This window comes from Amycolatopsis methanolica 239 (genome assembly GCF_000739085.1).
GTDB classification, from domain to species: domain Bacteria; phylum Actinomycetota; class Actinomycetes; order Mycobacteriales; family Pseudonocardiaceae; genus Amycolatopsis_E; species Amycolatopsis_E methanolica.
Map to the genome: position 1 here is coordinate 6,241,126 of NZ_CP009110.1, position 18,720 is coordinate 6,259,845.

Sequence of the window (18,720 nt, forward strand, 5' to 3'; positions counted from 1 at the left end):
TCGAACTACTCGGGCGACAAGGTCCTCATGCTCGCGCCCGGTGACTACGCCGAGGCGCCCCCGGACGGGCAACTCGGTGCTCTCGACGACTACACCGCCTACCGCGGCAACTGCTCGGCGATCAAGCGCTACTCCGAGACACGTCCCGGCGGGAGTACCTGTTGGGGTTGACCCGACCGGCTCTCAACGGTCGCGCCAGGCCAGCGGCGACAGGGTTACCGCTGCCTCCGCGATACGTCGAGCGGTTTCGGTCGCAAGCCCCTTGCGACCGGACTCGATCCGTCCGGCGACGCGCTCGACGCCGGTTTCCCGGTACTCGACGGCCTGGAGCAGCATTTCGAGCTTGTCGGCGTCCTTCGCGCATTTTGCTTCGATGGTCTGCCGGGTCTCGTATTCGTCGACCGCGGTCCGCACCATGTCGCGGGACGTGACCGGAAGGGCGTCCGTCTGGTCGGCGGTGATCTCGCACGGTTCGGGCTTGGTCATGTACTTGGCCGCGGTGTGCGGGATATCCCCGGTCCGCGTCTCCTGCGTGTCGTGCCAGAGCGCGAGGAACGCGGCTCGCTCGGGGTTCGCGCCTTCCTCCGCGGCGAGCAGCGCCGCGATCTGCGCCGTCCGGAAGGTGTGTTCGGCGACCGACCCGGGCACGCGGACACCGACATGCCACCACCCCGTACGGTGAATCCGACGTACAAGGAGCACTGGGACCTGCCCGGCGGGATGGCTGAAAAGCAACGAGCCACCCCGCAAAGGCAGCAGAGCGCGAACTCGTGGAGGAACTCGGCGTCACCATCATCGCGGGGCGGCTACTCGTGCTGGACTGGATCGGCCCCCACGGTCCATGGGACGACCAGCTCGTGTTCATCTTCGACGGCGGAACGCTGACCAGAGATCAGTTGGCCAACGTGCGCGCGATTGACCCTGAAGTCAGCGAGTTCGCGATGTTCGAGCCCGAGGAAGCCAGTCGAAGGCTTCGGCCGGACATGGCCCAGCGCCTTTCCCGTGCACAGCAGGCGTTGTCGAGTGGGGCCGTCGACTACTCCGAGGTGCCATCGTGGCAGCAGGCGAAGCTTCAGCGAACGTCACCCCGGAACGACCACGATCGTGATCAACGCCCCGACCAGGAGAAACGGTCCCATAGGCACCAACGAGCCCTGCGGTCTTCGTCGGGTTGCCCGAACCAGGAGCCACACCAGGGCGGCTGCGAACCAGCCGAGGACGGTGGCCGTGACGAGTGCCGACCAGCTCAACCAGCCGAGCGGGAGGCCGAGTAGACCGCCCAGTTTCACGTCGCCGGCCCCCAGCCCGCCTCCGGACACCAACGCAAGCACCAGGTAGAGGATTGCGATGACTGCCATGCCGACCAGGGCGCGTACGAAGTCCAGTCCTTTGGAGTGCAGGATCGCCGAGGTCGCCAGCAGCGCACCGACGATGGCGACGCCCGAGTAGACGAGCACGCTGGGTAGTCGTTGCTCGAGGACGTCGATCACGCCGAGTGCTACACCGAGTGCGGCGAGCACGCTGTACGGCAGCAAGTCGAACTGATGACCGAAGCGCCAGGCAAGGGCGCCGAACATGAGGGCGGTCAGGAGCGTGGCAGTGAGCCGCATCGCGAGGGCTGCGATCGGAGGTGTCGTGAGCAGGCGTTGGAAGCCGAATGCCAGGGCGGCGCCAACGAGGGACTCCCGCCCCCGCCCCCGCCCACGCCGTGATGAACGCGGCGGATACCTTTCCGACTTCAAAGTATGTAGTTCCGGCACGACCGCCCCATCGTCCGGCACGACCCAGGCGACCGGGCAGGCGCCAACGACTTCGGCTCCGTCGACCACGGCATCGTCTGTTGTGGACAACGCCAAGCAGGACGCCCTCGCGTCGTACCGAGGTAGGTGGCGGGACTTCGTCGCCGCCGGGACCACATCGGACTGGCAGTCGCCGAAGCTGGGGCGGTACGCGACCGGAATCGCGCTGACGAACATGTCACGGGCCTTGTACGCGGATCACTACAACGGCCTGGTGACCAAGGGCGAACCCACTTAAGAACCTTCGGTGTCCTCTGTCGAACCTCCCGACAACCCGAACAAGATCGTGATCACGGACTGCTCCGACGATTCGCGCTGGTTGAAGTACAAGGCCGACACCGGGCAGCTCGCCAACGACACTCCGGGCGGTCGGCACCTCATCAACGCGATCGTCCAGAAGCAGGCGGATGGATCGTGGAAGGTCTCGGAGTACGGGGTTCATGAGGCGGGGACATGTTGAACCTACGACGCGTTTCAATCGTGACAGGGCTGGTGGTCGTCGGCGGCATATGCGGTGTGGCTCCGGCACTCGCCGACGGCGGCTACGGCAGCACAACGTGCGACCAGACGCCGGCCCCGGTCTGTGACCTCGGTGCGGGCAAAGGCGGCGACAACAGCAAACCGGGTAACCCCGGCAACAGCAACAAACCGGGACGTCCGGGCACTGGCAACCCTGGCAAGGGCAACAGCAACCCCGGCGACACGATCATCGGCGGGAACTCGAACCTGGCCAAGTGCTCCTATGTGAAGAGCGACTACCAGCCGCCATCCGGAGGCGTGGTCACCGCCGCCTTCACCAAGCCACTGAACACCGGCGGCGCGACCGCGCAACCCGCTGTCTTCACCCGGCCAGCAGCGGGTGGAGTGGTCCTGGCGCAAGCAGCCCAACCAGCACAAGGCCAGCAAGGTTCCTGGTACGTCTGTCAATGCTCGACCGCAGGCGTAACCGACGGGCTGTACCGGCCACCAGTGTGGATCGCGGATGGACAGCAACCTGGAGCGGCGCAGTTGCCCTCGCCGGCCGAGTTGGCGCAGATGGCGCGCAAGCAGTTGCGGCTGCCCACGCCGACGATCGCGGCGAACCCTGTCGGCGATCAGCTGGTGAATCTGCCGACGTGGATGTGGTTGTCGAGTGGGTGGGGGCCGGTGTCGGCGACAGCCTCTGTGGTCGGTGTGTCGGTGACGGCCGCGAGATCCGCACCATCGCCGTAGACCCCGAGCGTGCTCCCTATGTCCAGCTTGCGTTAGAGCTCTACGTCACCGGTGACCACTCGTTGGAAGACCTGTCCGACGAGCTCTACGATCGCGGCCTGCGCACCCGACCCACCGGTCGCCATCCCGCCAAGCAGGTGTCGATCAACAAGCTCTCGATGATGTTGCGGGACCGCTACTACCTCGGGTACGTGGAAGTCGATGGCGAGGAGGTCCAAGGGCGCCACGAGCCGCTCATCGACGATGACCTCTTCGATCGCGTCCAGGATCTCCTCGAATCCCGCTCCACGGCGGGAGAACGCCGCCGCGAGCACCCCCACTACCTCAAGGGCTCGCTGTTCTGTGGACGCTGCAAGCGGGCGGGCATCACCCAGCGGCTGATCGTCCAGCACACCGTCAACTCACGTGGCAGCGAATACACCTACTTCTTCTGCCGCAACAAGCAGAACGGCAGCTGCGAAGCCCCGCATATCAACGTCGCCCTCATCGAAGACGCAGTGGAAAACCATTACGCGACGATCCGCTTCAGCGCCCAGTTCGTCGCCACCGTGCGCGCCGAGGTCGCTCGCGCCATCGACGAGCAGGAAGCCTCCGAGCGTCTGCTCCGCAAGCAACTCACCACCGAGTTGAAGGCGCTGGACACCCGCGAAGAGAATCTCATCGAGCTGGCGGCGGACTCCACCATCGGGCAGGACAAGATCAAGACCAAGCTTCGCGAGATCGCGCGTCAACGACGACGCCTGACCGAACGCCTCACCACCACGACCGAGAACCTCTCCGACAGTGCCCGGCTCATCGAAGCCGCGCTCAAGTTGCTGGAGAACCCCCAAGAGCTCTACCGCCGCTGCGACGAACAGCAACGTCGCATGCTCAACCAAGCGATCTTCCACAGCATCTACGTCGATGACGACCAGATCGCCGACCACAGCCTCCGGGAGCCCTTCGCACACCTGCACGCCGTCCAGAGCGACTGGCAGACCACCGACGTGACTCTGCCGGAACCACGAACCGACACCCGGCCCCGAAATGCCAAAAGGGCCGCCTCCCGAAAGGGAGGCGGCCCCGTGGCTACCAACGGTGTCCAGGTCCTACTACGTGGCGTTGTTTCGGTGCCGTGTTCTAGTAAGACCCCTAGGGTGGAGCTGAGGGGAATCGAACCCCTGACCTTCTCGATGCGAACGAGACGCGCTACCAACTGCGCTACAGCCCCTTACTGGACTTCCCGAAGGAAGCTCCAGAAGCATAGCAAGTGCCCGGAGGCGGTCGGCGAGGGGGTCTACTCTCCGACCGCGCGGCGGAACGGGAGCTGGTCCGGGTCGTCCAGGTCGTGGAACGCGGGGTCTTCGTCTTCGAGGTCGACGACCACCGCGCGGCCGCGGAGGCGCGACGCGGGCGAGGGGCGGCGCTCGACACCGGGGGCCTCGTGTGGCGGCTCGACGACGTCGAGCTCCTCGGCGGGGCGCTCGCGGCGGACGGGGCGCGCCGCGGGGCGGGAGCCGAGCCTGGCCATGCGGCGCTGGCGGATCTCGGCTTCGATGCGCACCTGCCGACGCAGGTAGGCGAGGTAACCCACCAGGACGAGGTCGACGGCCCCGTGCAGCCACCACAGCGACGAGGTCAGGAATCCGGCTCCGGCGGCTGTGACGACCGCGAGCAGGAACAGGCAGAGGACGACCCGCTGGCGGAACGCGTACTTGGCGCGCGCGGCGATCTCCGCGGCCTCCGGGTCGAAACCGCCGCGGCCAGGCCGGTAGCGGCGGTCGGACACCGGCTCGTACCGGCGTGCCGGCTCCTCTTCGTACTCTTCGACGTCGTCGTAGTCGACGCGGTCGTCGGCCTCAGCGACTTGCTGGGTGGTTTCGGACATCGCGAACTCCTCCTCCGCGTCGTCTGTGCCGCCGCCACTGCGGACCACGCGGGCGGCCAGTTCGGCGTCGGCCGTCTGCGTGACCGCCTGGCGCTTGCGGGCGACCATGGGCACGAGCACGACGAGCCAGGCCGCGGCCAAGGCGACGATGATCAGCGAGCTGGGCAATCCCCTCTCACCTCCCCCGTTCACTGCTACATGTCGTCACGCTAGTCACAGGAGTAACAGATAGGACGGAGCCACGCCGCTCGGAAGCAGAAAAAGGGTCACGCCATCCGGTGAAAAACTCGCGGTTAGGTAACGGACCCGGTCACAGGTATTCGGCGCGTCCGGCGGCTACCAGGCGCGCCACCAGGCCCGGTCCGCTCTCCTCGACCGTCATCGCGTAGCAGTAGTGGTCCCGCCAGTCGCCTGCCACGTCCAGATACCGCTTGAACAGGCCTTCCTGCCGGAACCCCGCCTTGGTCAGCACCTTGATGCTCGGTGTGTTCTCCGGCCGCACGGTCGCCTCGATGCGGTGCAGGCCTGCGGAGCTGAACGCGTGGTCCACGACGAGCGCGACGGCCGCCGTGGCGACCCCACCCTTCACCACGGAGGAGGACACCCAGTAGCCGACCCAGGCCGAGCGCAGTGAGGCCCGGATCACGTTACCAACCGTGATCTGCCCGGCGAACTCGCCGTCCAGCGTGATCGTGTACGGCAGGCACTGGCCGCGCCGGGCCAGCGACCGCAGCGCCGTCCACTGCGCGGGCCAGGACCAGTAACTGTTCCGGTCGCGCCACGGCCCCGGCCCGGTCGGCTCCCACGGCTCGAGGTGCTCCTGGTCGCGCAGCCGGGTCCGGCTCCAGTCGCCCGCGTCGCGCAGGCGGATCGGCCGCACCGCGACGTCACCGGCCGCCACCCGGATCGGGCCCAGCCGGGCCGGCCACCCGGGGTGGCGGGACTCCAGGTCATACGCTGCTGGCTGCACCGGACAGTTCTAACCCCGCTGTGCCAGGAAGGTCACCTTGACCTGCTCGCCCGCGGGCACCTCGGTGAGGTCCTCGTCCACGTTGACGAGGCAGTTCGCTTCGGCCAGGGACGCGAGCAGGTGCGCGCCGGACGTGCCGAGCGGCTGCACCAGGTACTCGCCGGTGCTCTCGTCGCGGAGCAGCTGCCCGCGCAGGTAGCCGCGCCGGCCCTTGGTCGAGGACACCGGCGACAGCAGTCGCGCGCTCACCGTGCGGCGGTGCGGGTTGCGGGTGCCGCGGGCGGCGCGGATCAGCGGCCGGATCAGCACCTCGAACACGACCAGCGCGCTCATCGGGTTGGCCGGGATCAGGAAGGTCGGCACCGAGTCCGGGCCGAGCCGCCCGAAGCCCTGCGCGGATCCCGGGTGCATGCCGACGCGGGTCATGTCGATCTCGCCTAGGTCGGACAGGGCTGCCTGGACCTCGTCGCCCGCGGTGCCACCCGCGCCGCCCGCGACCACGACGACCTCGGACATCAGCAGCCTGCCCTCGACGACCTCGCGCAGCCGTTTCGGGTCGCTCGGCACGATCCCCACGCGGCTGACCTCGGCGCCCGCGTCGCGCGCGGCGGCCGCGAGCGCGTAGGAGTTGACGTCGTAGACCTGGCCGGTTGTCGGGGTGCGGTCGATGTCGACCAGCTCGTCGCCCACCGACACGATCGACACCCGCGGCCGCGGGTAGACCAGCACCTTCGAGCGGCCGACCGCCGCGAGCAGGCCCACCTGCGCCGCACCGATCGTGTCGCCCTGGCGGACAGCCACGTCGCCGATCTGCACGTCCTCACCGGTCCGCCGCACGTACGCCGCGGACGGCACCGAGCGGTGGATCGTCACCTTGGCGGGGTGGCCGTCGGTGAAGGCGGTCGGCACGACGGCGTCGGCGAGGGTCGGCAGCGGCGCCCCGGTGGCGACCCGGACGGCCTGCCCGGGCTGCAGCCGCCGGGGCTGCCGCGAGCCGGCCGGGATCTCCCCCACCACCGGGAGCTGGACGGGCTCCTCGCCGTCGGCGCGCACGTCCACGCTGCGCACCGCGTAACCGTCGACGGCGGCCTGGTCGAAGCCGGGCAGCGCGTGTTCGGCTACGACCTCCTCGGCGCAGAGCAGGCCCTGCGCTTCGGAGATCGCGACGCGGACGGGTCGCGGGCGCACCGCGGCCTGCAGGACGCGGGCGATCTGCTCGTCGACCGAGCGGAGGTCCTGCTCGGCCTGGTCGGGCTCCGGGGTGGGGTCGGTCATCAGCGATCGGTCCCGAGTCGTTCGGTCAGCCAGTTGCGTAGTTCGGGCCCGTAGTCCGGGTCGTCGAGGGCGAAGTCGACGGCGGCCTTGAGGAAGCCGCCCGGGTTGCCGAGGTCGTGCCGCCCGCCCCGGTGGACCACGATGTGCACGGGGTGGCCCTCCTCGATCAGCAGCGCGACGGCATCGGTGAGCTGCAGTTCACCACCCGCGCCCGGCTCGATGCGACGCAGGGCGTCGAAGATCGCCCGGTCGAGGAGGTAGCGGCCGGCCGCCGCGTAGGTGGACGGCGCTTCCTCCGGCGAGGGCTTCTCGACCATGCCGTGCACCTGCTTCACGTCGGCGTCGCCGGTGTCCGTGACGTCGAACACGCCGTAGGGCGAAATCTGCTCCTTCGGGATGTCGAACGCGCACAGCACGCTGCCGCCGTGCTTGGCGCGCACCTCGGCCATCTTCGAGAGCACGCCGGCCGGCAGCACCAGGTCGTCGGGCAGCAGCACCGCGACGGCCGCGTCCTCGTCGGTCAGGTTCGGCTCGGCCTGGGCCACCGCGTGCCCGAGGCCCAGCGCCTCCTCCTGGATCGCGACCTCGACGTCGATCAGCTCCGCCCCGCGGCGGACCTTCTCCAGCAGCGCGGACTTGCCCTTGCGCTCGAGGTTGGCCTCCAGCTCGGGCGACGGCCGGAAGTAGTTGACCACGGACTCCTTGCCCGGCGAGGTGACGATCACCAGGCGTTTCGCCCCGGCCTGCGCGGCTTCGCTCGCGACGATCTCGATCCCCGGGGTGTCCACCACCGGGAGTAGCTCCTTGGGAACCGCTTTCGTCGTCGGCAGGAACCGGGTGCCCAGGCCCGCGGCCGGCACGATTGCGGTTCGGAACGAGTGATTGTCGAAGGCGCCCGTCATAGGCGCCAAGCCTAACCTGCGTACATGGGTGTGCAGCGCAATGACGAGGTGACGAAGGCCGAGTGGCGCGCGAAGCTGTCCGCTGCCCGGGCGGCCGTCACCGTGCAGCGACGGGTCGCCGAGGCCGCCGCGCTGGTCCGCGCGGTGTCCGCGATGTCACTGCCGGACACCGTGTGCTGCTACGTCCCGTTCGGCTCCGAGCCGGGCTCGATCGGCCTGCTCGACGTGCTTCGCGAACGCGGCGCGCGGGTGCTGCTCCCAGCGATTCCCGCCGAACCAGGGCCGCTGGACTGGGCCGAGTACACGGGCACCGCGAGCCTGCGCGCGGGCCGGCTGCGGCGCATCCTCGAGCCGACCGGTCCGCTACTCGGCCCGGACGCACTGGCCGGCGCCGGGCTGGTGCTTCTGCCCGCGATGGCCGTCGACCACCGCGGCGTGCGGCTCGGGCGGGGCGCCGGGTTCTACGACCGGTCCCTCGGGCACGCCGCGCCCGGCGCCGACCTGGTGGCCGTCGTCCGGGACGCTGAGCTGGTCGAACAGCTGCCCGCGGAGGACCACGACGTGCTCATGACCGGGGCACTGACCCCCGGCCGCGGGCACGTCCGGCTGCCACTGTGACCAACCCTTGTTTGCGCTGGGGGAATGGTCTCCAGCACAATTGCGTTAGCACTCTTGCGGATCGAGTGCCAATGCGCGAAGGAGCACCTGTGCCCACGTACCAGTACGCCTGCAAGGAGTGCGGCCACCGTTTCGAGGCCGTGCAGTCGTTCTCCGATGCCAGCCTGACCGAGTGCCCGGAGTGCACCGGCCCGCTGCGCAAGCTCTACGGAGCGGTCGGCGTGATCTTCAAGGGCTCCGGCTTCTACCGGACCGACTCGCGCTCGTCGTCTTCGTCCTCCTCGTCGAAGTCGTCCACCTCCTCCTCGTCGAGCTCGTCGAGCACCTCCAGCGAGAGCAAGAGCAGCTCCGCCTCTTCGTCATCCTCGTCGAGCGGTACGACGACAACCGCGGCCGCGGCTTCCTGACGGCCGAGTTATCCACAAGTACCCAGTTATCCACAGCTGCCAGATCCGCGTCTGTTCCGCCGGGTGTCAGCACCCCTAGCGTCGATCCCGTCGACGGCCCACCGCCGTCGCACTCGACGACTGGGGGTGCTTCGCCATGCGCTTCGATCCGCGTGCCCATTGGAACCGGCTCCGGCCCCGCCTCGGCGGCCGCCGCTGGCACCGGCTGCGCAAGCTGGTCGCCGCCGGCCTGCTGATCACCGCGGCCGTGCTGGCCGCGCGCCCGGACGCGGCCGAGCCGCGGGCCGCGCCGCCGCCACCCTCCGCCCACGTCCCCTTCACGGGTGATCTTGCCCTCGCTGCGGTCCCGGTCCGCCTCGCGGACACCGGGGTGGCCGAGTTGCTGACCCCCGGCATGCGGGTCGACGTGGTCACCTTCGACGAATCCGTGGAAGGCAGGAAAGTGCTGGCCAGCATGGCGAGCGTGCTGTCGGTGCGGCCGCCGCCCGCCGGGGCCGGGCGTCTCGCGAGCGCGCGGGACGGGCCGCTCGTCGTCCTCTCGTTGCCCGAGGAGACGGCCAGGGAGGTGGCCGCGATGTCACTCCGGAATCCGGTAGCCGTTACCCTCCGTTAGCCGTTTCCGGACGAGAGGAGTGCACATGCTGAAGGGCTTCAAAGACTTCCTGATGCGCGGCAACGTCATCGAGCTGGCGGTCGCGGTCGTCATCGGGACGGCGTTCACCGCGATCGTCACGGCGTTCACCAACGGGCTGATCAAGCCGCTGATCAACGCGATCGGCGGTTCGGACGCCGCGAAGGGCCTGGGGTTCAACGTCCTGCGCGACAACGACTCCACGTTCCTCGACTTCGGCGGCGTGATCAACGCGGCGATCAACTTCGTGATCGTGGCCGCAGTGGTCTACTTCCTGCTGGTCCTGCCGATGAAGAAGATCCAGGAGCGCCGCAAGCGCGGCCAGGAGGAGGGCCCCTCCGAGCCGACGGACGTCGAGTTGCTGACGGAGATCCGCGACCTGCTGCGCCAGCAGAGCGGCTCCAACGGCCAGGTCGGCAGCCGCGCCGAAAGCCGCGACTGAGGCCGCTCCTGCTCCGGGGCTCCGGTCCCGGAGCAGGAAGTCAGCCAACGCCCGCTGAGCCGGGCTCGGGCACGTGCCGAACGCAAGTACGAGCCCGGCGCACTGCCCAGCCACCGCACCCCGATGCGGTGGCACCCACCCCGGATGCACACCGCCAGCACGAGCCGACGCCCATACGGCGCCCTTCGGCATCAGTTCAGTGCCGGCCCAGGGCACGGGCTGCCGGCACGCGACCGTGCGACAGCGATCGCCGCCTCAAACGGCACCGCCCAAGACACAAGCCGCCAGCCGCCCTGCACACCCCAGGATCAGCTGAACGCCGGCCCCCGGCACGCGGCAACAGCACCCGGCGACCATCCGGCAGCCACCGGCACCTCAAACGCCCCCGCCCACCCAAGCCACCAGCCGCCAGCCGCCCGGCACACCCCCGGAATCAGCTGAACGCTGGCCCTCAGCGCGGGCCAACAACACACCGCGCCCCACACGGCGCTCACCGGCGCCTCAAGACGGCACGCCCCAGCCTGGTCCCGCCCGGTAGCCAGTCAAGGCGGCACAGCGTCGGCGACCAGATGCACGTCAGCTGCCGCGGCCTTCAACCTCGGCTGCCGCGGGCTGCTCGGCTGGCCACCGCCCCTCGGGGGAACCGTCGCGCCTAACCGCCGTGGTGGGGCGGCCGGTTCTCGCGGTACCAGGCGTCCTCGTCGCGGGCCGGGCGTTCCGGCTCGCGTTCGTCGGACGTCGTTTCCGGGAGGACCTCCCCGAAGATCTCGTCCAGCTTGCGCCGGTCGCGGGGAGGCTTCTGCTCCCGGTCCTCCCCGGGCATCAGGACTCGTCGAGCCCGGAGAGCTGGTCGATCACGTACGGCACGAGCGAGGACAACGTCGCCATGCCGTCGCGCACCGCGGCGCGTGAACCGGCGAGGTTCACCACCAGGGTGCTGCCGGACACGCCGACCAGGCCACGCGAGATGCCCGCGTCGACCGCGCCTGCGGCGAGCCCGGAGGAGCGCAGGGCCTCGCCGATGCCGGGGATGGGCCGGTCGAGCACGCCGATCGTCGCGTCCGGGGTGACGTCGCGCGGCGACACCCCGGTGCCGCCGACGGTGATGACGAGGTCCACACCACCGATGACGGCGGTGTTGAGCGCGTTGCGGATCGCCACGGTGTCGGCGTGCACCAGCACCACGCCGTCCACGATGAAGCCGGCTTCCTCCAGCAGCTCCTGAACCAGGGGGCCCGAGGTGTCCTCATGCTCGCCGTGCGCCGCGCGGTCGTCCACGATCACCACGAGCGCGCGGCCCAGCCGCTGTGCACTGCGTTCCATGAGCACACGGTATCCGGTTGTGACCGTTGCCTGGCGAGCACGTCGTCACTACCGCGAGGTAGGCCGCACACGCCCGACCGTGCCGGGCAGCAGAACGCCTCTGAGGGGGCCGCAGCCCACGTCGACCTGCCTCGCGGGCCGGTCGCACGGGAGCCTCCTCCAACACGCAGCAGTCCGAAGTAGACATTTCCCGCGGCTGGTCGCCGCAGCCCCGCTCACTCGGCAGCTCCGCGCCCGACCAACGGCTGGCCCGGCTGGGCTGCAGCCCGATGCGGCGGTAAGCGCAAGGAGAAACCGCGCGCGACCGGAGAAGATCCAGTCGCACGCGGCTTGGATACCAGCTCGACCCCGTTAGAGCCGGTCAAGTGGTCTCGGCCGCCCCGAGCGGCCGAGCGCCTGTTCATCCCCTCCGGCCGCCCCGAGCAGCCGGCGACGAAGCCTCAGTTCGTCGGCACCGGCTGGCCGCCCAGGGTGACCTGCACCGTGCGGCCGTCGCTCAATGTGAACGTCACCTTGTCGCCAGGGGCGCGGGTTCGCACGGCCGCGATCAGGCCGTCCGCGTCGTTGATGACCAGGTCTTCGACCTTCGTCACGACGTCGCCCTGCTTGAGGCCCGCCTGCTCGGCCGGGCTGCCGGACTGCACGCCGGCGATCTGCGCGCCACCCTGCTGCGCGTCGCTGACGTTCGCCCCGATGAACGTCTGCGTCGCCTTGCCGGTGTCGATGATCTCCTGCGCCGTCCGGCGCGCCTGGTTGATCGGGATCGCGAAACCGATACCGGCGTTCGTCGCCTCCGTCTGGCCCATTCCGCTCGACTGCGGGCTGTAGATGGCCGAGTTGATGCCGATCACCTGGCCCGACAGGTTCGCCAGCGGACCACCCGAGTTGCCCGGGTTGATCGCCGCGTCGGTTTGGATCGCGCTCATCACCGTCGTCTGGTCGCCCTCGCTGCCACCGGCCCGCACCGGGCGGTGCAGCGCGCTCACGATGCCCGACGTGACCGTCCCGGCCAGCTCGAACGGCGACCCGATCGCCACCACCGACTGGCCGACGTTCAGGTCGTCCGAGTTGCCGAGCGCCACCGGCGTCAGGTTCTTCACCCCGTTGACCTTCACGACCGCGATGTCGGTCGTCGGGTCGCGGCCGACGATCGAGGCGTCCGCCTTGGTGCCGTCCTGGAACACCGCCTGGATCGCCCCGCCCTCCGCGGCGACCTCGACGACGTGGTTGTTGGTCAGGATGTAGCCGTCGGTGGACAGCACGAACCCGGAGCCCTCACCCTGCCCGCTCCGGCCGGACACCTGCAACTCCACCACGCTCGGCGACAGCTTCTGCGCCACCGCCTCGACCGAGCCGTCCGGCGCGGTCGCCGTCTGCTGCGCGGGCACCGGCTGGTCGAGCGCGTTGTAGGACGCGCCGCTCCCGCTGTTCTGCGCGGTCAGGTACCCCCCGGCGGCACCCGCTCCGCCACCGACGATCAACGCCAGCACGGCAACCCCGGCCACGAGCTTGCCCGGGCCACGACGCTGCTGCGGCACGGCCGGCGCGGGCATCGTCGCGGTCGCGTACGGCGACTGCTGCTGCGCGCCCGGCGGCGTCCACGGATAGCCACCGGCGGACTGCCCCGGCTGCGCGGTCTGCTGCTGCCCGACCGGCTGCTGCCCGGTCTGCGCGTACGCGCCCTGCTCATGCCCCCCGGCCTGCCCGGGCTGGGCGACGGCGTGCGACTGCTGCTGCGCGGCTCCTTGCGCCGACCACGGACTCGGCTGCTGCTGCGGCCCCGAGCCGAGTGGCGTTCCGCGCGGTGGCGTCTTCGCGTCCTCCGGCGACTGCTGCGCGCCGGGCTCCCGCTGGGCACCGCCGTCGTGCGGTGCGCTGGGGTCGTTCTCGGTCATGTCCCTACCATGCGTGTCGGTCCTGAGAGCGGGCTGAGCCCAGCCTGAGGGTCACGCATGAGTATGCCGCCGGACTCAGCCAACCGCGCGGAGACGTTCCGCTATCTGCTCCGGGGTGGCGTCGTTGATCCACACCGCCTCGCCCGACTCGGACCCGGCCAAATACTTCAGCTTGTCCGGCGCGCGCAGGATCGAGAACAGTTCGAGGTGCAGCCAGCCCAGCTCGCGGTCGATCCGGACGGGCGCCTGGTGCCAGCCGGCGATGTAGGGCAGCGGCCGGTCGTAGAGCCCGTCGCAGCGGCGCAGCACGTCGAGATAGACCTCGGCGAAGTCGTCCCGTTCGGCGTCGGTCAGCGCCGGGATGTCGGGCACCTGGCGGTGCGGCACGACCTGCACGTGCACCGGCCATCGCGCCGCGGGCGGGACGAACGCGGTCCAGTACTGCCCCTCCGCGATCACGCGCGTGCCGACCTTGCGCTCCGCGGCCAGCACATCGCCGAGCACCGCGCGGCCGTGTTCCGCCTGGTAGGCGCGGGCCACGTCGAGCATGCGGCGAGTCTTCGGCGTGACGAACGGGTAGCCGTAGATCTGGCCGTGCGGGTGGTGCAGCGTCACGCCGATCTCCTCGCCCCGGTTCTCGAACGGGAAGACCTGCTCCAGCCCGTCGATCCGGGACAGCGCCGCGGTCCGGTCCGCCCAGGCGTCGACGACCGTGCGCACGCGCGACGGGCTCAGCCCCGCGAAGGAACCGTTGTGGTCGCTGGTGAAGCAGACGACCTCGCAGCGCCCCTTGCCCGGCGCGGTCCGCACGAGACCCAGCCCGTCCAGTGTGGACCGCTCGCCGGTGGCACCCTCCTCGAAGGAGGGGAAGCGGTTCTCGAACACGACGACGTCGTAGTCGGCCTCGGGGATCTCGCTCGGCTTGCCCGGCTTGCTCGGGCACAGCGGGCACAGGTCGGCAGGCGGCTTGTAGGTGCGGGTCTGCCGGTGCGCGGCCATCGCGACCCACTCGCCGGTCAGCGGGTCGAGGCGGATCTCCGAGCTGGCGGCCACCGCGGGCAGGTCGCGCGTGTCCTCCGCCGTGCGGGGCGGCGTGTCGTCGCCCTCGTCGAAGTAGATGATCTCCCTGCCGTCGGCAAGGTGGCGAAGGGTCCGCCTCACTCTTCCTCCGTGTCGTCGTTGACGGGTGCGACCTCGAGTTCACCCACATGCTCTGCCAAGACGGTGCGCGCCGCCTCGCCAAGCCCGTCGTCGGTCACCACGACGTGCGCCTCGTCCAGCTCGGCGATGGTGGAGATGCCGACGACGCCCCACTTGGACGAGTCGGCGAGCACGACCAGCCGCCGCCCGGACTCGACCAGCGCGCGGTCGGTCTCGCTCTCGGTCAGGTTCGGCGTCGTGAAGCCCGCCCCTTCGGCCATGCCGTGCACGCCAAGGAACACCTGGTCGAGGTGCAGGCGGCGCAGGCTGTGCACGGCGACGGGCCCGACCAGCGCGTCGGACGGCGTGCGGACGCCCCCGGTGAGCACGACCGTGCGATCCGGCGCGGACGACGCGCGCAACACGTCGGCGACCTGGATCGAGTTGCTGACGATCGTCAGCCCTGGCACACCGTCCAGCGCGCGGGCCAGTGTCCACGTGGTGGTGCCCGCGGACAGGCCGATCGCGGTGCCCGGCTGGACCAGCTCGGCGGCGCGGCTCGCGATGGCCTCCTTCTGCGCCCGCTGCCGCACCGACTTGGCCTCGAACCCGGGCTCCTCGGTGCTGGGGCCGAGCACGGCGGTCGCGCCGCCGTACACCTTCTCCACCAGACCGCGGCCGGCGAGCACGTCCAGGTCGCGGCGAATGGTCATGTCGGACACGCCGAGCCTGCTGACCAGGTCGCTCACGCGCACCGCGCCGTTCCGCCGCGCCTCTTCGAGGATCATCGCCTGCCGCTGCCGCGCCAGCACCATCGCTCCCATCACCCAACAACTACACAAAATCCTACACGAATCAACACGCGTAGGACGTTGTGGTTCAGCCGGGCATCCCGGGCAGACGCAGGCTCAGCAGGGCGCCGCCCTCCGGCGCGCGGCCGGCGTACGCGGCACCGCCGTGGCGTTCGGCGGCCTGTTTGACGATCGCCAGCCCGAGGCCGGAGCCGGGCAGGGTGCGCGCCTCGGACGAGCGGTAGAAGCGGTCGAACACGCGCGGCAGGTCCTCGTCGGCGATGCCCGGTCCCGAGTCGGCCACCTCGATGACCGCGGTGCCATCGCCGAGCGGGTACATCCGCACGCCGACGCGCGAGTGCGGCGGCGAGAACTTGACCGCGTTGTCCAGCAGGTTCAGCACCGCGCGTTCGAGGGCGCCGGCGTCACCGATGACGTGCCACGGCTGGAGCGCGACGTCGAACTCGATCTCCCCGGCCCGGCGGCGGGCGCGGTCGAGCGCACGCTCCACGACTTCGACCATCTCGACCCGTTCGAACGCGGTGCGCGGCTCGTCCTGGCGCGCCAGCTCGACGAGGTCGCCGATGAGCTGGGTCAGCTCGTCCAGCTGCGCCTTGATGTCGGTCTCGATCTCCGCGCGGTCCTTCTCCGACAGCGTCGGCGCCCCGGAACGGCTGGCGGACAGCAGCAGCTCCAGGTTGGTGCGCAAGGAGGTCAGCGGGGTGCGCAGCTCGTGGCCGGCGTCGGCGACGAGCTGCCGCTGCCGGTCCTGCGACTCGGCGACGGCGCCGAGCATCGTGTTGAAGCTGTGCGTCAGCCGGGCCAGCTCGTCGTCGCCGCTGATCGGGATCGGCCGCAGGTCGCCGGTCCGGGCGATGTGTTCGGTCGCCGACGTCAGCCGTTCCACCGGCCGCAGCCCCGTGCGGGCCACGGCCGTGCCGGCGAGCGCGGCGACCACGATCCCGCCGCCGCCGATCAGCGCGAGAACCACCGCCAGCTCACGCAGGGTCTGTTTGGTCGCGTCGAGTGGCTGCGACAGCACGAGCGCCACGCCCGGCTGGTAGCGGTAGGGCACGGCGAGCACGCGCGAGTCGGTGTTCCGGTCGGTGCGGATCGACGACGGCTTCTGGCCGCTGGCGACCTCGCGCTCGTCCAGCCCGATCGGCGGCCGCATCGACGGCTCCGACTCGAAGGCGGACGAGCCGTCGGCGACGATGAGGTCGAACCGCACGTCGACCAGCCGCGTGATGTAGGTGGGGATGCGCAGGCCGCCGGTCTGCACGACCTGTGGGTCGTTGATCACGCTGTTCGCCTGCTGGATCAGCTCGTCGTCGACCTGCTGGTACAGGTTGTTGTAGACCGTGATGTAGGCGCCGAGCGAGACCAGCGCCAGCACCCCCGCCACGCACGCCGCGGCCAGCAGCGTGACACGTGCCCGCAGCGACATTCTCCGGGGGGCGGGGCCGCCTCCGTCGTCGACTCGGATCACGGGCACCGGTTCGGTCACGACATGGCTCACGGTGGGGTTTCCCGCAGGACGTACCCGACCCCGCGGACGGTGTGGATCAGGCGCGGCTCGCCACCGGCCTCGGTCTTGCGGCGCAGGTAGCCGACGTACACCTCCAGCGCGTTGCCCGAGGTCGGGAAGTCGTAGCCCCACACCTCCTCGAGGATGCGGCCGCGCGTCAGCACGTGCTTCGGGTAGGACATGAACAGTTCGAGCAGCGCGAACTCGGTGCGGGTGAGGCTGATGTCGCGGTCGCCGCGGCGGACCTCGCGCGTGCCCGGGTCGAGGGTCAGGTCGGCGAAGGTGAGCTTCTCGGCGTCGGCCGGCGTCTGGGCCTCGCGGGAGGCGCGGCGCAGGAGCGCGCGGAGGCGGGCGAGGAGCTCCTCCAGCGCGAAGGGCTTCGGGAGATAGTCGTCGGCGCCCGCGTCCAGGCCGGAGACGCGGTCGGAGACCGTGTCCCGGGCGGTGAGCACGAGGATCGGCAGGTCGTCGCCGGTGCTGCGCAGGCGGCGGGCCACCTCCAGCCCGTCGAGTCTGGGCATCATGACGTCGAGGATCATGGCGTCCGGCCGGTCGGCGATGACGCGCTCCAGCGCCTGGGCGCCGTCGCCGGCGAGCTCCACCTGGTAGCCGTTGAACTCCAGCGACCGGCGGAGCGACTCCCGGACGGCCCGATCGTCGTCGACAACGAGAATGCGCATGTAGCCAGTGTTGCGGACGGTGCTGAGACCCGCCTAAGAAGTCACTGGTCGAGCAGCCCGCCGCGGTAGGCGAGCAGGGCGGCCTGCACGCGGTTCGCGGCGCCGATCTTGGACAGGACCGCGGAGACGTAGCCCTTGACGGTGGCCTCGGACAGGTGGAGCTTGCCGCCGATCTCGGCGTTGGACAGACCTTGCCCGATGAGGCCGACCACTTCGCGCTCGCGGTCGGAAAGTGAGGCGAGCAACTTGCGCGCCGGCTGCGCGGCGCGTTGCCCTTCGCGGTGGGCGCGCACCATCCGCGCGGCGACGCCAGGGTCGAGGACAGCGCCCCCGCGGGCGAGGTCACGGACCGCGCGCAGCAGGGCGGCGGGCTCGATGTCCTTGAGCAGGAAGCCGTTCGCGCCGAGCCGGAGGGCCAGGCTGACGTACTCGTCCATGTCGAAGGTGGTCAGCATCGCGGCGGCGGGCGGGCTGGGCAGCTCGAGGATCGCGCGGAGAGCGCGGATGCCGTCGTCCGGGGCGCGCATCTTGATGTCCAGCAGGACGACGTCCGGATGCAGGCGCCGGGCGGTTTCCACTGCCGACCGCCCGTCGTTCGCCTCACCGACCACCTCGATGTCCGGCGCACCCGCCATCATGCCGCGTAGGCTGGAGCGCACGAGATCCTCGTCGTCGGCGAACATGAGCTTGATCAACCTAAGCCCTCCGAACGGTCAGTGGAGCGGGGTTTCCGCGTCCCGGTCACGGAAGGTTACCCACTGGTAGCGCTGCCGTCGATACGCTGTTCACCCGGGGTGGTTGCACCTTTCGTCGGTGGTTGGCGGTCGCTCCGGGCGCGAGGCCGAGGTCACGCTCATCAGCGGTGACCGGACCCGCTAGTCTGGGACCGCCAGCCCTCGTAGCTCAGGGGATAGAGCACCGCTCTCCTAAAGCGGGTGTCGCAGGTTCGAATCCTGCCGGGGGCACAGCGCAGACGGTCCCGGGAAAGAGGTCGTTTTTGATCCCCATCTCGGGACCCTTCTGTTGTTGGAGTCGTTCACCTGACGGGAAGGCCAACACCACGGCATCGTGGCTGGCACGGGCCACGGCGTCGATGGTCTCGCCGACGAGCGTGACCCGGCAGGTCGCCGTCCGGGTGCGGCAGTCGTAGTTGATCTCCAGGCGCAGTGCCTCGAACAGCCTGCGAGACAGATCGTCGGGCAGGGCAGCTAGATCCACCGCACTGACGGGCAAGTAGTCG

22 protein-coding genes, 2 tRNA genes and 2 pseudogenes are annotated in these 18,720 nt (G+C 70.2%); 10 read left to right on the forward strand and 16 right to left on the reverse strand.

Annotated elements, in window-relative coordinates; all coding sequences use genetic code 11:
- Positions 1-183 precede the first annotated feature (183 nt).
- A complete protein-coding gene (locus tag AMETH_RS30280) occupies positions 184-648 on the reverse strand; it encodes an HD domain-containing protein (RefSeq protein WP_017984976.1) in 465 nt (154 codons plus the stop codon).
- Positions 649-770: 122 nt separating this feature from the next.
- Here AMETH_RS30280 and AMETH_RS41020 point away from each other — a divergent pair.
- Positions 771-929 (forward strand): annotated as a pseudogene (locus AMETH_RS41020) (NUDIX hydrolase); the annotation flags it as partial.
- Positions 930-1,082: 153 nt separating this feature from the next.
- On the opposite strand, the gene AMETH_RS36160 reads toward AMETH_RS41020, so the two are convergent.
- A complete protein-coding gene (locus AMETH_RS36160) occupies positions 1,083-1,610 on the reverse strand; it encodes a prepilin peptidase (protein ID WP_017984977.1) in 528 nt (175 codons plus the stop codon).
- Between the two features lie 232 nt (positions 1,611-1,842).
- Here AMETH_RS36160 and AMETH_RS41025 point away from each other — a divergent pair, with 232 nt between their 5' ends.
- From AMETH_RS41025 to AMETH_RS41035, 4 genes and pseudogenes are all read left to right on the forward strand, one after another.
- The gene (locus AMETH_RS41025; protein ID WP_017984978.1) at positions 1,843-2,037 is read left to right on the forward strand and encodes a hypothetical protein; all 195 of its coding nucleotides are present in this window, start codon (positions 1,843-1,845) and stop codon (positions 2,035-2,037) included.
- A gap of 9 nt (positions 2,038-2,046) precedes the next feature.
- Entirely contained in the window at positions 2,047-2,259 is a 213-nt protein-coding gene (locus AMETH_RS30290; RefSeq protein ID WP_017984979.1) for a hypothetical protein, read from the forward strand.
- 20 nt (positions 2,260-2,279) lie between these two features.
- The gene (locus AMETH_RS41030; protein WP_223842975.1) at positions 2,280-3,011 is read left to right on the forward strand and encodes a hypothetical protein; all 732 of its coding nucleotides are present in this window, start codon (positions 2,280-2,282) and stop codon (positions 3,009-3,011) included.
- Positions 2,936-3,463 (forward strand): annotated as a pseudogene (locus AMETH_RS41035) (recombinase family protein); the annotation flags it as partial. The gene AMETH_RS41030 and the pseudogene AMETH_RS41035, both read left to right, overlap by 76 nt.
- Here the strand turns inward: AMETH_RS41035 and AMETH_RS41040 are convergent.
- The 6 genes from AMETH_RS41040 to AMETH_RS30325 all read right to left on the reverse strand — a co-directional run bounded on the left by AMETH_RS41040 (position 3,413) and on the right by AMETH_RS30325 (position 8,025).
- On the reverse strand, positions 3,413-3,937 hold the full coding sequence (locus AMETH_RS41040) for a hypothetical protein (RefSeq protein ID WP_223842976.1): 525 nt from the start codon (positions 3,935-3,937) through the stop codon (positions 3,413-3,415). The pseudogene AMETH_RS41035 and the gene AMETH_RS41040 overlap by 51 nt on opposite strands.
- Before the next feature lie 211 nt (positions 3,938-4,148).
- Positions 4,149-4,221 (reverse strand) — tRNA-Ala (locus AMETH_RS30305).
- A gap of 66 nt (positions 4,222-4,287) precedes the next feature.
- Complete coding sequence (gene sepX, locus AMETH_RS30310; RefSeq protein WP_017984980.1) at positions 4,288-5,046, reverse strand: divisome protein SepX/GlpR; 759 nt, start codon at positions 5,044-5,046, stop codon at positions 4,288-4,290.
- A 142-nt stretch (positions 5,047-5,188) separates the two neighbouring features.
- Positions 5,189-5,848 carry a GNAT family N-acetyltransferase gene (locus AMETH_RS30315; RefSeq protein WP_026153506.1) on the reverse strand — a complete coding sequence of 220 codons (660 nt, stop codon included), beginning with the start codon at positions 5,846-5,848 and terminating at the stop codon, positions 5,189-5,191.
- A 9-nt stretch (positions 5,849-5,857) separates the two neighbouring features.
- Positions 5,858-7,123, reverse strand: a complete 1,266-nt coding sequence (gene glp / locus AMETH_RS30320; RefSeq protein WP_017984982.1) for a molybdotransferase-like divisome protein Glp — start codon at positions 7,121-7,123, stop codon at positions 5,858-5,860.
- A complete protein-coding gene (locus AMETH_RS30325; RefSeq protein WP_017984983.1) occupies positions 7,123-8,025 on the reverse strand; it encodes a UTP--glucose-1-phosphate uridylyltransferase in 903 nt (300 codons plus the stop codon). The genes glp and AMETH_RS30325 overlap by 1 nt, the downstream gene beginning before the upstream one ends.
- 24 nt (positions 8,026-8,049) lie before the next feature.
- Here AMETH_RS30325 and AMETH_RS30330 point away from each other — a divergent pair, with 24 nt between their 5' ends.
- The 4 genes from AMETH_RS30330 (at position 8,050) to mscL (ending at position 10,123) form a co-directional block, all read left to right on the forward strand.
- Positions 8,050-8,643, forward strand: a complete 594-nt coding sequence (locus AMETH_RS30330) for a 5-formyltetrahydrofolate cyclo-ligase (RefSeq protein ID WP_017984984.1) — start codon at positions 8,050-8,052, stop codon at positions 8,641-8,643.
- Between the two features lie 89 nt (positions 8,644-8,732).
- Positions 8,733-9,050, forward strand: coding sequence for an FmdB family zinc ribbon protein (locus AMETH_RS37510; RefSeq protein ID WP_081617617.1), 318 nt, complete (start codon positions 8,733-8,735; stop codon positions 9,048-9,050).
- A 136-nt stretch (positions 9,051-9,186) separates the two neighbouring features.
- Positions 9,187-9,663, forward strand: coding sequence for a hypothetical protein (locus tag AMETH_RS30335; protein ID WP_017984986.1), 477 nt, complete (start codon positions 9,187-9,189; stop codon positions 9,661-9,663).
- Between the two features lie 25 nt (positions 9,664-9,688).
- Positions 9,689-10,123, forward strand: coding sequence for a large-conductance mechanosensitive channel protein MscL (gene mscL / locus AMETH_RS30340; RefSeq protein ID WP_017984987.1), 435 nt, complete (start codon positions 9,689-9,691; stop codon positions 10,121-10,123).
- A 652-nt stretch (positions 10,124-10,775) separates the two neighbouring features.
- Here the strand turns inward: mscL and AMETH_RS38870 are convergent.
- The 8 genes from AMETH_RS38870 to AMETH_RS30375 form a co-directional block, all read right to left on the reverse strand.
- On the reverse strand, positions 10,776-10,946 hold the full coding sequence (locus tag AMETH_RS38870) for a hypothetical protein (protein ID WP_017984988.1): 171 nt from the start codon (positions 10,944-10,946) through the stop codon (positions 10,776-10,778).
- On the reverse strand, positions 10,946-11,446 hold the full coding sequence (locus AMETH_RS30345; protein WP_017984989.1) for a MogA/MoaB family molybdenum cofactor biosynthesis protein: 501 nt from the start codon (positions 11,444-11,446) through the stop codon (positions 10,946-10,948). Before AMETH_RS30345 ends, AMETH_RS38870 begins: the two co-directional genes overlap by 1 nt.
- A 440-nt stretch (positions 11,447-11,886) precedes the next feature.
- On the reverse strand, positions 11,887-13,341 hold the full coding sequence (locus AMETH_RS30350) for a S1C family serine protease (RefSeq protein WP_017984990.1): 1,455 nt from the start codon (positions 13,339-13,341) through the stop codon (positions 11,887-11,889).
- Between the two features lie 75 nt (positions 13,342-13,416).
- Positions 13,417-14,502 carry a galactose-1-phosphate uridylyltransferase gene (gene galT / locus AMETH_RS30355; RefSeq protein ID WP_017984991.1) on the reverse strand — a complete coding sequence of 362 codons (1,086 nt, stop codon included), beginning with the start codon at positions 14,500-14,502 and terminating at the stop codon, positions 13,417-13,419.
- The gene (locus tag AMETH_RS30360) at positions 14,499-15,296 is read right to left on the reverse strand and encodes a DeoR/GlpR family DNA-binding transcription regulator (RefSeq protein ID WP_017984992.1); all 798 of its coding nucleotides are present in this window, start codon (positions 15,294-15,296) and stop codon (positions 14,499-14,501) included. Before AMETH_RS30360 ends, galT begins: the two co-directional genes overlap by 4 nt.
- Before the next feature lie 64 nt (positions 15,297-15,360).
- Positions 15,361-16,719: a sensor histidine kinase gene (locus AMETH_RS30365; RefSeq protein ID WP_017984993.1), complete on the reverse strand. Its 1,359-nt coding sequence runs from the start codon at positions 16,717-16,719 to the stop codon at positions 15,361-15,363.
- Positions 16,720-16,787: 68 nt separating this feature from the next.
- Positions 16,788-17,480, reverse strand: a complete 693-nt coding sequence (locus AMETH_RS30370; RefSeq protein ID WP_017984994.1) for a response regulator transcription factor — start codon at positions 17,478-17,480, stop codon at positions 16,788-16,790.
- A 41-nt stretch (positions 17,481-17,521) separates the two neighbouring features.
- A complete protein-coding gene (locus AMETH_RS30375; RefSeq protein ID WP_017984995.1) occupies positions 17,522-18,175 on the reverse strand; it encodes a response regulator in 654 nt (217 codons plus the stop codon).
- 197 nt (positions 18,176-18,372) lie between these two features.
- Between AMETH_RS30375 and AMETH_RS30380 the strand changes: the two genes are divergently transcribed.
- Positions 18,373-18,445: transfer RNA gene (locus AMETH_RS30380), tRNA-Arg, on the forward strand.
- Positions 18,446-18,720 lie beyond the last annotated feature (275 nt).

Coding starts and splice junctions, on each gene's coding strand:
- mscL (WP_017984987.1), top strand. CDS start 9,689: ATGCTGAAGGGCTTCAAAGACTTCCTGATGCGCGGCAACGTCATCGAG.
- AMETH_RS36160 (WP_017984977.1), bottom strand. CDS start 1,610: ATGCGGCTCACTGCCACGCTCCTGACCGCCCTCATGTTCGGCGCCCTT.
- AMETH_RS38870 (WP_017984988.1), bottom strand. CDS start 10,946: ATGCCCGGGGAGGACCGGGAGCAGAAGCCTCCCCGCGACCGGCGCAAG.
- AMETH_RS30365 (WP_017984993.1), bottom strand. CDS start 16,719: ATGTCGCTGCGGGCACGTGTCACGCTGCTGGCCGCGGCGTGCGTGGCG.
- AMETH_RS30360 (WP_017984992.1), bottom strand. CDS start 15,296: ATGGTGCTGGCGCGGCAGCGGCAGGCGATGATCCTCGAAGAGGCGCGG.
- AMETH_RS30330 (WP_017984984.1), top strand. CDS start 8,050: ATGGGTGTGCAGCGCAATGACGAGGTGACGAAGGCCGAGTGGCGCGCG.
- AMETH_RS30345 (WP_017984989.1), bottom strand. CDS start 11,446: ATGGAACGCAGTGCACAGCGGCTGGGCCGCGCGCTCGTGGTGATCGTG.
- AMETH_RS30325 (WP_017984983.1), bottom strand. CDS start 8,025: ATGACGGGCGCCTTCGACAATCACTCGTTCCGAACCGCAATCGTGCCG.
- glp (WP_017984982.1), bottom strand. CDS start 7,123: ATGACCGACCCCACCCCGGAGCCCGACCAGGCCGAGCAGGACCTCCGC.
- AMETH_RS30370 (WP_017984994.1), bottom strand. CDS start 17,480: ATGCGCATTCTCGTTGTCGACGACGATCGGGCCGTCCGGGAGTCGCTC.
- AMETH_RS30350 (WP_017984990.1), bottom strand. CDS start 13,341: ATGACCGAGAACGACCCCAGCGCACCGCACGACGGCGGTGCCCAGCGG.
- AMETH_RS30335 (WP_017984986.1), top strand. CDS start 9,187: ATGCGCTTCGATCCGCGTGCCCATTGGAACCGGCTCCGGCCCCGCCTC.